Below are 12,520 nucleotides of genomic sequence, written 5' to 3'. Positions count from 1 at the left end.
GTCCCGTTTTTTCATTTGCCAGGAGCGGGCCGGCCCTCGGCCGCCCGATCCGTTCAGCCGTCCTGCGGCAGGAGCCGCAGCGGTCCGGTCGTCAAGCGGACCTTGCTCACCCGCGGCAGCGCCGCTTCCTGGCTGGCGAACACCGAGCTGTTGTAGTCGATGATGAAGCGGGCCTTTTCCTTGCCGAGGCTGCTCTGCTCCTGAAAGCTCAGCCGCTGCCGCGCCTCGTCCTCGACCGTGGACCCGAGCACGGCGTTCAGCGTCAGATCGCCCTTGGCGAAGAAGCCGCCGCGCATCCAGAAGGCGCTGCCGACGCCGTACAGGCTGGCCGAGCTCTCCGTGTAAAGGAACGCGTCCAGCACCTGTCCGTCCGCCTCGGCTCCGCTGCCGAATCCGGCTCCGACGGGCTGGAACGAGCTCACCCGGTACAAGTCGATCGGCCCTCCGCCGATCAGCACGAGCTCCTTGCGCGGGGCCGCGCCGCCCGGCTGCAGCCCGCGGATCGCCCCGTCGCGGATGTCCGTCCGGCCGAGCACGTAGACGGTGGCGTCGACATCGACTTGACCGGACAGCGTCATGCTGCCGGTGACGAGCACGTTGCCGCGCAGCCGCAGCGGGCTTGCGCCGCTGCCCGAAGCGCCATCCGCTCCGCCGCCGGAGCCGCTCCCGCCGGGCTCCGCTCCTGGATCGGCGGCTTCATCGGCGCCGATGGCCGGACCGCGCAGCTCCAGATCGCCGTCCACGATCAGCCAGTTATGCTTGCCCTTGGAGGCAAAGTCGATCGCCGGAACGCTGGCGTCGAGCACGAGCGGTCCCGTCACGACAGCCGATCCGGCCAAGCCGGGAGCGCCGATCGAGGTCAGCCCCGCGCGGAATTCGGCCAGCTGCCGTTCGTGCTCGGCCACGGCGAGCTCATACTCGGTGACGGCCTGCTCATACTCGAGCCGAGCCTGCTCGTAAGCCTCGGGATCCGGACCCGCGCCAGGCGCCGCCGGGTCCGCCGGGCTCCCGCCCGGATCGGAAGGCTCCGGTCCGAGCAGGATGTCCGGCACCGCCGGCTCCTCCGCCGTCAGAGCCGGCTGCGCGCCCAGCCGCTCGTAGCGGGAGGCGTAGCTGGATTCCAGCAGGTCGACCAGCGCTGCAGCACCGCCCGACGCGTAGACGTTTTCGATGACGGTCCGATCCTGCTTGCCCGCCCCCTCGCCGAGCGAATCCCGCACCTTGTCCAGGAAGCTCGAACGGACATCGATCGAGACGAACTTTTGCGGAGGCTCGACGCGGATGCGCTGGCCGAGGCCATGCGTCTTGTCCCGGTCCACGCCGTCCGCTCCGGCCAGGCTCCGGTCGTACACCGCCATGTAGCGGTCTACGCCATCGGGATACGAGACGCCGTAGCCATAATGCAGCCTGCCGCCGTCGCCGGCGATGATCCAGCCGCTGTCGTCCAGCGGCCGGCCGTCCGCCCCGAGCATCGGGTCGAGAAAGAGGAACTGGGAAACCTGCGTCCGCCGCTTCCCGGCATAGACGTAGTCGGCCGTGTCGCTCAGCTGCAGCGCATCTCCGGCGTACAGATTGCCGCGAAAATAAGGAGCGCCCCCGATCGTCACGACGCCTTCGGAGCCGAAGGCGTACTTGAGGAAATCCGGGTACGTGTCGAGCATGACCTCCTGCTGAAGCCGGCGCTTCGCCCCGTCCACCTCGGCCTCCGCGGTCACGACGAGCGAGTATTGGTAAGCCGCGCTGCCGGCGCTGCCCCGCGAGAGGCATTCGCCGTCGTCCGCGCAGCGGACGCTGACGACCTGATAGAACGGACGCGCCGCATCGAGCCGGCTGCCGCCGCTTCCTCCCTGAGCCAGCTGCTCGTTGAACGCATCCGTGAAGCCGGCCAGCTGCGAGCCGAGCGATTCCGGGTCGATGAAGCGGCCGTTGAACCGGTCATAGATGGCGGCGATCGCCTCGTCGAGCCCCTTTTGGGCGAGATGCACGCTCTGCACGTTCTCCTCGCTGCGCTCGGTCCGCATCGCGCCCCCGAGGCTCGCTCCGAGCACGGCGACGCCGAGCAGCGACAGCAGCAGGATGAGGAATACGACGAGCAGCAGCGAGGAGCCTTTGTCCTCCTTCATGGCCGAAGCCTCCTAAAAGCCGAATTTGCTTGCCAGATCGAGCGAGTACACCCGCCCGCCCGCTTCCCGCAGCAGGCGGAGCCGAATTTCCAGCAGACCGCTCGAGCACTCCCCGCCGCCGTCCGGACAGCGCAGCTCGATCGCCGAGCGGCCCTCGCCCTCCGTCGCCAGCTCCGAGCCAAGCTCCACGGGCATGTCCCCGATATACAAGCGGCCCTTGCCCTCGGCATCGCGGCGGATCGCCACCTGCTCGGATCGCGCCTGGCCGCTTCCGTCCGCGGCCGCCTGCATGACGATGCCGCTGCCCGCGGCTGCCTCCGCCTGTCCGATCCGCTCGGCGCCGAACGCGTACAGCCGCGCCATGACGGCGCTCATCGCCGAATCCGCATCCTCGCGCAGCCCGTTCTGCGCCTGCACGCGTCCGTAGGCGTCCGTGCCGAAGGAAATCGTGGCGTAGATGACGCCAAGCACGAGCGACAGCAGGCTGAGCGCGGCGATGAGCTCGATGAGCGTGTAGCCGTCCTCGCTGCGGCGCAGCCGTTCAACGAATCGTTTCATCGGTCAGATATCCCTCCACTCGCACCGAATCGCTGCGGCCGCCCGTCTCGGCGGCGACCTCCACCTGGACCGGCAGCAGATAGGCGGACAAAGCCTCCGCGCCGCCGGCCGCCGCGGATCGGCCCTCGTCCTCCGCATCGGGACCGATGTCCAAATACGGCGTCAGCTCCGGCTGATAAGAGATGCGCACGACATAGGCGACTCCATTCACTTCCGGACGCAGCACATGGAGCAGCACGGCCGGGTCGCGCACCAGCTCCGCGTAGTCGGCGCAGTCCGACTCGCAGCGGGAGCCGTCAAGCACGGCGTAGCTGCCGCCTGCGTCCGGCACGGCCAGATAGTCGCGCAATGGAACGAAAGGCTCCTTTTGAATGGAAGCCAGCGCGTTGCGCGCCAGATGGACGGCGATCGTCTTGCTCTGATTCTGCTTGCTGTAGCTCATGGCTTGGACGAAAAAGCCGCTGAGCGTCAGCGCCACGACCGACAGGATGACGATCGAGGCCATGATTTCCAGCAGGGTGAAGCCCTGTTCCTCGTTCACTCGCCGAAGCATGCCGTACCTCCCGATTCCCGGATAACCCGCATCCCTTGAATATCGACCGGGAAAGGCTCGTTCATTAGGCCGAAGGTCTTAGGAAAGGAGGTCCTAAGGCCTTTTTTTATCGCCTTGCGGATACGTTCTGGACGAACAGCAAAAAGAGCAGCATCCGGTTAGGGATGCTGCTCTCTGCGTCGTCCTGTCGAAACCTATACGCGTTTGGCGCCGCGGCCGCCGCGCTTGCCTTCCGTGTTCTTCTTCAGGGACGAAATCCGTTCTTCGCTGTCTTTTAGGAAACGGGACATCTTATCCTCGAAAGAGGGCTTGCCGAACGCTGGACGACCGCCGCCGCCCTTGTTGAACGGCCGGCCGCCGCCACCGCCGCCGCCAGGGCGTCCGCCGCCGAAGCCGCCGGGGCCGCGAGGAGCGCCGCCGCCGGGACCGCCAGGGCCGCGTCCGCCGCCGAAGCTGCCACCGCCGCCGCCTTCACGGTTGAAGCGCTCGCGCGCAGGAGGCGCGCTCCCTTCTGGACGGTCGATCGCCTGCTTGATGGACAGACCGATCTTGCCGCTCGGATCGATGTTGATGACCTTGACGGTCACGACATCCTCCAGCTTCAGATGATCCTTGACGTCCTTCACATAATTGTCGGCAATCTCGGAAATGTGCACGAGGCCGGTGACACCCCCCGACAGATCGACGAATGCCCCAAAATGTGTAATGCCTGTCACTTTTCCCTGTAGTTTGGCGCCCACTTCTATTGCCATAAAATAAAATGTTCCTCCCTAAAAGTTGTGCGAAGCATGTTAACTGCCGCTACCATGCACTTCCCTGCATTAGAGGGCACGCTTGGTCTCAATTATACCGTAAGGCCAAAAGCAAGGTCAACAGACGGATGTCCCGGTCTGTCCCCGCCGAGAGCCCGTCATTCCGGGGCTGTAAGCAGCTCCTCGCCAGGCTTGACCCATCCCTGCTGCTTGCTCGCGAGCTGGGAAATATATTCCGGATCGTTGAGCTGCTTGATCTTGGCCTGCAGCTCATCGGTTTGCTGATGCAGTTGCTCCAATCGGTCCTTGGCGAGCGACAGCCGTTCCGCGGTCTCCGCCTGGCGCTGCGTTTGAGAGAACAGGGCATACCCTGCCCACGCTAGAATAACCGTCATCGCCACCAGCCACAGCTTGAACCTTCTGCGCGCACCCGTCGTTTTCGGACTTTCCATCACGTGAATCCTCCCGTCTCTTCCAAGGGTTCGGCTTGTAGGACCGGAGCGAATCCAATCACCTGCGGAAAAGCCGCTTCCAAGCCTGCTTGAATCCATTCGACACTCGGGCCGCCTTTTCCTTCAGTTCCCAGCGGACCATGAGCTGCCCCAGCTGCCTGCTGATCGGACGCAGCAGCGGACCCAGCATCCAGAGGATCAGAATTCCTGCAGGACGAACCAATTGTAGCATAATGCGGAACAGGAACATAGAAAAGGCGAGCAAAAAACCTGTCAAAACGCGAACTAAGCGGTAGATTCCTATCAAGGGACGAATAACCAGCATGTCCGTCAGACGGACAAGCCAGCCGATGACCGCCTTCGCCGCCGCGATCATCCATTTGGTGAGCCCGACCACCAATCCGCTGAACAGCAGATAATGAAGGCAAAGCCCGATGCCGAGTCCGAGATACACGTACGCCCGCACCTCGCCGTCGTTGCTGGCGTACAGCACCCGGAATACAGCCAGCGCCGCGATCATCCAGTAGGCGACGTCCAGCGGCGGCAGCATCCAGCGGGGGAAGCGCAGCTCGCGGGACACGACGCGGTAGCCGTCGAACGCCGTGCCCATGAGCACGCCCGACAGCAGCATCAGCGCCATCGTGAGGCCTTGGGTCTCCAGCGTCACTTGAAGATCTTCCCGAACAGACTCTTGGACTTGGCCTGCTGCGTGCCGTCCAGATAGGCGAGCGTATGGATCAGACCCTCGATGGCGACCAGGCCCTGCTCCAGGCTGAGATGCTTCATATGCAAATTCTGGCCGCGGATGGCCAGAAATCCGAGCTCGGTCTCCAGCAGGAACTCCTCGTTGTCGAAGCTCTCGACGTTCAACACGCCCGTTATCTCCAGCAGCTTGCGGTTCAGCATCTTCACTTCCTGCCGCTTCTGCCCTTTCATCGGTTCACTCATGCCTCGTCCCCTCCTTATAAGCCTATGCTTATTAGGAGGGGACGAGGTTTAGAACCTATAGGAGTGGGGGGTAAGCTTCATTACCCGCGGCTCCGGCGGGCCAAACAGGCCGCGAAATTTTTTTTAAGATCAGGCGTCATGCCCCTTCTACGGATCGGCCCCGAGGGCAGGTACAATGAAAAAAGACCCCTCGCAAGGGGTCTTCAAAAGGCAATGGCTGGAAGCTGCGGCGCCGGACTAGAAGCCCAGGCCGTCGTCCTCGCGCTCGCGCGCTTCTTCCTTGAGCAGCGTATAGAGCGTAGCCGCTTCATCCTTGCGGGTCGTCTCCGCCGTGCGCTCGACGCGCACGGTGATGTACTTTTGCCCGTACTGGATGCGCAGCTCGTCGCCGGCTTTGACGGAGCTGCTCGGCTTGGCCTCGCGGCCGTTGATCCATACGCGGCCCTGCTCCGACACATCCTTGGCGACGGTGCGCCGCTTGATGAGCCGGGAGACCTTAAGGAATTTATCGAGCCTCAATTACTTGATGGCTTCTTTCAGCTTGTTGCCGGCTTTGAATGCAGGAACCTTCGATTCCGGAATCGTGATTTCTTGGCCCGTTTGCGGGTTGCGGCCCGTACGGCCGGAGCGGGTGCGGGTCTCGAACGTGCCGAAGCCGATCAGTTGAACCTTGTCGCCGGAAGCGAGCGCTTCGGTGACTTCGCCGAGGAAGCCGTTCAGGACGGACTCGACGTCGCGCTTGGTCAGGCCGCTTTTCGTTGCGATGCTGTTGATCAGGTCGTTCTTGTTCATGATTGTTTCCTCCCGGAATAAGTAATGGATTCGGTTGAAGTGCATGTGCGCTGCCTCTCGGCAGCATCAGGGTCGAAACAAGAAGGCTCGGCCGCAGCGCGCGGGAAGCGTCCCGGACGGAAGCCGGCGGCGCCGCTTTTTTTCGAGGGATACGTAATTCGTGCCCCCGATGAAAAAATCCTGCTGCATTCGGAATTTTTTTTGCAGAATTCCGTCGAGAACGGGCGAACGATGGCGCAAAGGAGGCCGAATTCCAAGCGGGCGAATCTATAACCCTCTCTTCTTGGCTTCCTCCCACCAGCGGTCCATCTCTAGTAGATCAGTCTGGTCAAAAGATTTGCCGTTTATACGAAGCTGCTCCTCGACGTAGAGAAAGCGCCTCTTGAACTTGGCGTTCGTCCGCGCCAGCGCCTCCTCCGGGTCGGCGCCCAGGAAACGCGCGGCGTTGACGACGGCGAACAGCAGGTCGCCGACCTCTCCGGCGCTCGCCTCGGCGTCGCCAAGCCCGGCCGCCTCGCGCACCTCGCGCAGCTCCTCCTCGATCTTGGCCAGCATCGGCTCCAGCTCGTTCCAGTCGAAGCCGACCTTGGACGCCTTCTTCTGGAGCTTGTAAGCGGCCAGCAGCGCCGGCAGATCCTTGGGCACGCCGTCGAGCACGGAGCTGCGGTCCGCGTCGCGGCCCTTGATGCGCTTCTCCTCCGCCTTCATCCGCTCCCAGCTGGCGAGCGCCTCGCCCGCATCGGATGCGCCGTCCGCGCCGAACACATGCGGATGGCGGAAGATCAGCTTCTCGTTCAGCTCCTGGATGACGTCGTAGACGGTGAAGGCGCCCGTCTCCTCCTCCATCTGGCTGTGCAGCATCACCTGCAGGATGACGTCGCCGAACTCCTCGCGCATGCCGTCCGGATCGTCCGCGTCGATCGCCTCGAGCGCCTCGTACAGCTCCTCGATGAAGTTTTTGCGGATCGACTGATGCGTCTGCTCGCGGTCCCACGGGCAGCCGTCCGGACTGCGCAGGATGGAGACGATCTCGTGCAGCCGGTCGAAGCTGCGGCTGCGCAGCCGCTCGTCGTTGCTGGCGGGCACGTAGACGAGGCTGAGGTTGCCGTAGTCCTGTCCCCGGTCAAGCTCGTAGAGCGGCACCGTGACGATGCGCTCCTCCCCGGCGACGCCGAGCGCGTGCCCGATCGTCACCGGATGCTCCTCGGGATAGCGCTCCATGAGCGTCAGCTTGACGTCCGAGGCGGTGAAGCCGTCGTACACCTGGCCGATCAGCGTATGCAGCTGAGGCTGCAGCAGATGCGGCTGCAGTCCGGCCGCGTCGAGCAGCTGGAAGCCCTCGATCGGGTCGAAGCCGAGCCGCGTGAAGGCGATCTCGAGGAAGCTCTCGCCTCCGAGCACGGTCAGCTCGACGCCTTCGCGGGGGCAGCGCTCCCGCAGCAGCTGCACGGTGCGCTCGGCCACCATCGGATGGCCGGGCACGGCGTAAAGCACGGCTCGGCCCGAAGCGGCGGAGTGCGCCGAAGCGGCGGAAGCCGCAGGCGTAGCGGCGGCGTTCGGCGGCACGGCAGCGGCGGCAGCCGGTGGCGCAGCGGCGGCGTTAGGCGGCACAGCGGCGGCGTTCGGCGGTACGGCAGCGGCGTCAGGCGGCGCCGAGCCCTTGGCGAGTCGGATCAGCTCGTCCGCGATCGCGTCGTACACCTCGGGGAACGACTCCGACTGCTCGTACAGCCGGTCAAAGGAATGGATCGGCACGCCGGTCTCGCGCAGCATGTCCATCATCGGATGCTTCGCGGTGCGGACATAGATCGCGTCCGCGGCTTGCAGCCGCCGCCAGATGCCCAGCGTCAGCTGGTCCGGATCGCCGGTGCCGAGGCCGGCTACCGCGATCGACGGCACGGCTCCGCCGGAGCGGTTGAGGCTCGAATCGGATGTCATGGCGCGGTTCCTCCCTGTGGCAGGCGCGGCCCTTGCTCGCGCCCTGCGGCATAAGCCCCGGAAACCCTTCCGGGGCCGCCTCCTTTAAGACTTTACTTGGCTTGAAGCCAGGAATCAAGCGGCATCGTTCTCATTAAGGAAATATATGTAAGAAATAGGGCGGGACGAGCCGGCGCAGGGGCTTAGGACTCCCTCGCGGGGCCGGGGGCGCCGAGATCGGCGGGTCAAGGCACTTTCGGCTCCCCCGCGGGGCCGGGGGCGCCAAGCTCGGCGGATCAAGGCACTCTCGACTCCCTCACGGGGGCGGAGGCGTCGAGTTCGGCGGGCCAAGGCACTTTCGGCTCCCTCGCGGGGGCGGAGGCGCCAAGCTCGGCAGTTCAAGGCACTTTCGGCTCCCTCGCGGTGACGGAAGCGCCGAGTTCGGCGGGTCAAGGCACTCTCGACTCCCTCGCGGGGCCGGGGGCGTCGAGATCGGCGGGTCAAGGCACTCTCGACTCCCTCGCGGGGCCGGGGGCGCCGAGATCGGCGGGTCAAGGCACTTTCGGCTCCCCCGCGGGGCCGGGGGCGCCGAGATCGGCGGGTCAAGGCACTCTCGGCTCCCTCGCGGGGCCGGAGGCGCCAAATTCGGCGGGTCAAGGCACTCTCGGCTCCCTCGCGGGGACGGATGGGGCAAGTTCGGCGGGTCAAGGCACTTTCGGCTCCCTCGCGGGGGCGGAGGCGTCGAGTTCGGCGGGCCAAGGCACTTTCGGCTCCCTCGCGGGGGCGGAGGCGTCGAGTTCGGCGGGCCAAGGCACTTTCGGCTCCCTCGCGGGGACGGGGGCGTCGAGTTCGGCGGGCCAAGGCACTTTCGGCTCCCTCGCGGGGACGGATGGGGCAAGTTCGGCGGGTCAAGGCACTTTCGGCTCCCTCGCGGGGGCGGAGGCGTCGAGTTCGGCGGGTCAAGGCACTTTCGGCTCCCTCGCGGGGGCGGAGGCGCTGAGCTCGGCGGATGCCCAATTGGGTCCGCCTTACGGCATCAGCCGCCAGCGGCGCAGGCGGGCGGCCATCCGCTCGCCGCCCGGCAGCAGGCGCAACTCGGCGGCGCTTACGGCGCCGAGCCCCAGCAGCGCGGCGCCGTAGACGGCGGCGCCGAGCAGCACGCCGCCAAGCGTCTGCGCGGCGGCGGAGGCGCGCGGCGCCAGCGAGGCCGCGGCGGCGGCGAGCTCGGCGAGGCGCGCGCCGGCAAGCGCAGCCGCGGCAAGCGCCGCGAGCGCGAGCGCGCCGGCGGCGAGGCGGCGTAGCCGCGCGGCCGCGAGGCGCGCGGCGGGCGGCGCCGGAGCGAGCGCCGCCGCGGTGCGCGCCGCCGCGAGCGCGCCGAGGCCGGCGGCGAGCGCCGTGGCGGCGATGCCGGCGGCAGCCGCGCCGGCGATGCCGAGCGGCGGCACGAGCGCGGCGTTGAGCGCGGCCTTGGCGAGCGCGGCGAGCCCCAGCAGCGCGGCCGGCAGGCGCAGCGCGCCGAGGCCCTGCAGCAGCGGCACGGCGACCGCGCTGACGGCGGCGGCGAGCGCCGTGCTGCCGACGAGCGCAAGCGTGCCGGTGGCCTGCGCGTCGGCGTAGAACATTACGTTGAGCGGACGCGCCAGCAGCGCGAGTCCGAGCGCGGACGCCGCGCCGACGAGCGCAGACGCGCGCAGCCACAGCCGGGCGAGCGCCGCCGCCTGCGCCGGATCCGAGCGACGATGCCGCACGAGCTGCGGCACGAGCGCTCCGGCGGCCGCGCCGGCGACCATCGCCACGAGCTGGATGAGCGGCTGGCCCCGGCTGTACAGGCCGAAGGCCGCCATCGCCTCGGCCGCGTCCATGCCGCCTCGCAGCAGCCGCGGCACGGTGAACGCGTCGATCGCCCCCAGCACCGGCGCGACGATCGCTCCGAGCGCCGCCGGCAGCGCGAGCGCACCGAGAGCGCCCATCTCGCGGGCCAGCGGACGGAGCCGCGAGAGCCCAAAGACCCGAGAGGCCCGTAACGCCGGCTCTCTGCCCCCTTCCTCGCTCGCCGTCCGCACCGGAGCCGCGTCCGAGTCGGATCGCCGCCCGAAGCCAGTCAGCCGGCCCACTCCACGAACGCTATCCGCATCCAGAGGAGGCGAAGCTCCCGTTGCAGCGCCTGTCGCCGACGCCCCGCGCCGCAGGAACACGGCCAGCAGCGCCAGTCCCGCCGCGCCGCCGAAAAACGACCCCCACATCGCGCCGGCGGCGAGCCGGTCGTCGCCCCAGCCGGCCGACCAGCCGATGCGCAGCAGCAGCAGCATGGCGGCGACGCGCACGACCTGCTCGACGAGCTGCGACCAGGCGGTCGGCCGCATGTCGCCAAGCCCCTGCGTATAGCCCCGCAGCGCGGCCAGCGCCGGGGCAAACCAGAGCGCCGACGCCACCGCGCGGATCGACAGCTCCGCAGCCGGGTCGCCGACGAGCGCGGCGAGGCGATCGGCAAGCAGCCACAGCGCGGCGAAGCCGGCCGCCCCAAGCAGCGAGAGCAGCGTCACTCCGGCCGCGGCCGCGCGCCGCGCGCCGAGCCGATCGCCCTGCTCGAGCAGCGCCGCCGTGCGGATCGAGACCGCCACCGGCAGGCCGGCGGTCGCCAGCACGAGAATGAGCTGGTAGAACGGATAAACCGCGTTGTAGATGCCGAACACGCGGTCTCCGGCGACGTTCTGCAGCGGAATTTTCTGCAGCGTCCCGATCAGCTTGGAGAGCAGGGCCGCGCCGGCCAGCAGCGCCGCGCCCCCGAGCGCCCCGCGGCCCCGCCCCGCCTGTTGCTCCTTGTCGTCCATCGTCCCGTTCCTTTCGACTCGTTCGTTCTCCTCATTATAGCGGCGGGCGTCCGTATGAGCCATGCTTCGGGCGCATAGGCTGGGAAAGGACGTTTTTCGGCATCATTCCGCAATGCAAGGAGGCAGCAGCCAATGGAAATGGAACGGCATCCCGTCTGGACGGAATGGCAAAAAGCCAGCCTTTACCGCATGCTGGCCGACTATCACCGCGACTCCGAGTCCGCCGCGGCGGGCTTCTACGAAGGTCTCTACCGGGAAGCCGTGCAGCGGCTCGCCGGGCTCGTCCGGCTATACGGCAATCCGTTTGGACAGCCGCCGCTCCCTGGCCTCGGCGCCGCCGCGCCGGGCTGGCCGCCGGAGGCGGCGTTCTCCGGCATGTCGGGCGGCTTGCCGCCCTATGCGGCGCCAGCGGCGGCGTACCCGTCCGGCGCTTATGCCGCGCCGGCCGATTTCCCGCCCTATCCCGCGCCAGCGGCGTACCCGCCGCCGGAAGCCTACTCCGCGGCGGCCGCTCCGCCCGGGTCGGCCTGGCCGTCCTACGCCTCCGGAGCTCCGTCGCCCTGGCCGGGCTATGGCGGCCCTTTGCCGACCTCGCCTTGGCAGCCGCTGTCCGGCAGCGGACTGCCGGGGCTCGCGCCGCCGCTGCCCGGCGGCTATGGACCGCCTCTCTCGCAGCAGCCGGCCATCCCGGAGCCGTATGGCTGGAGCTTGGCGCCCGGATCGGGGGCCGCGGCCGGCCATCCCGGCTGGCCGGGCATGCAAACGCCGGCCTCCAGCGCCGGCGCCGCCCCGTCAGCAGCGGGCTGGACCGCGCCTCCACCGGCCGCCGCGCCCGCTTCGCCGGCTCCGCAGCCGGCAGCGTCCGCTCCCGACCCGCCGGACGCGGCTGACGATTCCGGCTCCTCCGCGGAATTCGCCGGCCCGGGCATCCGCCCGCTTGCGGCCGAATCCGCTTCGACGCAGGCGCTGCCCCGGCCGATCTCCTACGCGCGGCTGCGGCTGATCCACGCCGCTCCCGGACAGCCGCCGCTGGCGCTGCAGGCCGGCGAAGCCTTTGCGCAGGCCGGCTATCTCTCCGCCTCCTCCTACGCGGATGTGCCTGCCGGTCCGCTGAGCGTCCGGCTGTCTCCCGCCGCTTCCGCGACGCCGCAGCAGGCGGACGACGGCGACGTCTTCGAGCTGTCGCTCGAGGCGGGCCGAAGCTATACGGCGGCGGCTTGCCCCGATCCGCAGGGAGACGGACTGCGGCTGCTCGTTTTTTTCGACGGCAAAGAGCTTCGCGACGACTGCGTCAAGCTGCGCCTGCTCCATCTCGCCCGCACCGGCCCCGTCGACCTGATGGTCCGCGACGGCGGCACGCTGTTCCGCAAGGTCGCGCCGGGAAGCGCTTCGTCCTACATCACGCTGGCTCCGTCCGAGCCGGAGCTTGAGCTGACCGAGGCGGGCTCGCTGCGTCTGCTTCATGCCGCGCCCCCGCTGCCGCTGCCGGGAGCGACAGCGCTCACGCTGCTGCTGGCCGGCGAACCGCCGCAGCTGACGGCCTTCGAGGACGGCTGAGCTGACGCGGGCCGCGCGGACTCTGCCGCTTCCCGTT

12 protein-coding genes are annotated in these 12,520 nt (G+C 68.0%); 1 reads left to right on the top strand and 11 read right to left on the bottom strand.

Features of this window, described 5'->3' with window-relative positions:
- Positions 1-53: 53 nt before the first annotated feature.
- The 11 genes from GE073_RS00310 to GE073_RS00260 form a co-directional block, all read right to left on the bottom strand.
- A complete protein-coding gene (locus tag GE073_RS00310) occupies positions 54-2,123 on the bottom strand; it encodes a hypothetical protein (RefSeq protein WP_153782519.1) in 2,070 nt (689 codons plus the stop codon).
- A gap of 12 nt (positions 2,124-2,135) precedes the next feature.
- Positions 2,136-2,681 carry a prepilin-type N-terminal cleavage/methylation domain-containing protein gene (locus tag GE073_RS00305; RefSeq protein ID WP_101808271.1) on the bottom strand — a complete coding sequence of 182 codons (546 nt, stop codon included), beginning with the start codon at positions 2,679-2,681 and terminating at the stop codon, positions 2,136-2,138.
- Positions 2,665-3,234 (bottom strand): type IV pilus modification PilV family protein, encoded by a 570-nt coding sequence (locus tag GE073_RS00300; protein ID WP_101808270.1) that lies wholly within the window; start codon positions 3,232-3,234, stop codon positions 2,665-2,667. The genes GE073_RS00305 and GE073_RS00300 overlap by 17 nt, the downstream gene beginning before the upstream one ends.
- Before the next feature lie 194 nt (positions 3,235-3,428).
- Complete coding sequence (locus GE073_RS00295) at positions 3,429-3,986, bottom strand: S1 domain-containing RNA-binding protein (protein WP_101808269.1); 558 nt, start codon at positions 3,984-3,986, stop codon at positions 3,429-3,431.
- Between the two features lie 158 nt (positions 3,987-4,144).
- Positions 4,145-4,438, bottom strand: coding sequence for an FtsB family cell division protein (locus GE073_RS00290; protein WP_043111124.1), 294 nt, complete (start codon positions 4,436-4,438; stop codon positions 4,145-4,147).
- A gap of 58 nt (positions 4,439-4,496) precedes the next feature.
- Positions 4,497-5,105 carry a spore cortex biosynthesis protein YabQ gene (gene yabQ, locus GE073_RS00285; RefSeq protein ID WP_228551213.1) on the bottom strand — a complete coding sequence of 203 codons (609 nt, stop codon included), beginning with the start codon at positions 5,103-5,105 and terminating at the stop codon, positions 4,497-4,499.
- Positions 5,102-5,386 (bottom strand): sporulation protein YabP, encoded by a 285-nt coding sequence (gene yabP / locus GE073_RS00280; protein ID WP_028598245.1) that lies wholly within the window; start codon positions 5,384-5,386, stop codon positions 5,102-5,104. The genes yabQ and yabP overlap by 4 nt, the downstream gene beginning before the upstream one ends.
- A gap of 237 nt (positions 5,387-5,623) precedes the next feature.
- Positions 5,624-5,905, bottom strand: a complete 282-nt coding sequence (locus GE073_RS00275) for an RNA-binding S4 domain-containing protein (RefSeq protein WP_028598246.1) — start codon at positions 5,903-5,905, stop codon at positions 5,624-5,626.
- On the bottom strand, positions 5,906-6,178 hold the full coding sequence (locus GE073_RS00270) for an HU family DNA-binding protein (RefSeq protein ID WP_028598247.1): 273 nt from the start codon (positions 6,176-6,178) through the stop codon (positions 5,906-5,908).
- A gap of 267 nt (positions 6,179-6,445) precedes the next feature.
- The gene (gene mazG, locus GE073_RS00265) at positions 6,446-8,116 is read right to left on the bottom strand and encodes a bifunctional methyltransferase/pyrophosphohydrolase YabN (RefSeq protein WP_153782518.1); all 1,671 of its coding nucleotides are present in this window, start codon (positions 8,114-8,116) and stop codon (positions 6,446-6,448) included.
- Between the two features lie 1,007 nt (positions 8,117-9,123).
- Positions 9,124-10,926: an oligosaccharide flippase family protein gene (locus GE073_RS00260; protein ID WP_228551212.1), complete on the bottom strand. Its 1,803-nt coding sequence runs from the start codon at positions 10,924-10,926 to the stop codon at positions 9,124-9,126.
- 132 nt (positions 10,927-11,058) lie between these two features.
- Here GE073_RS00260 and GE073_RS00255 point away from each other — a divergent pair, with 132 nt between their 5' ends.
- Complete coding sequence (locus tag GE073_RS00255) at positions 11,059-12,483, top strand: DUF4397 domain-containing protein (protein ID WP_153782516.1); 1,425 nt, start codon at positions 11,059-11,061, stop codon at positions 12,481-12,483.
- The last annotated feature ends 37 nt before the right edge of the window (positions 12,484-12,520 follow it).

Source organism: Paenibacillus sp. B01 (assembly GCF_009649995.1).
Lineage (GTDB): Bacteria > Bacillota > Bacilli > Paenibacillales > Paenibacillaceae > Paenibacillus_O > Paenibacillus_O pasadenensis.
Note: the sequence above shows the minus strand (reverse complement) of the source record. Positions and strands in the feature narration are given on the sequence as shown.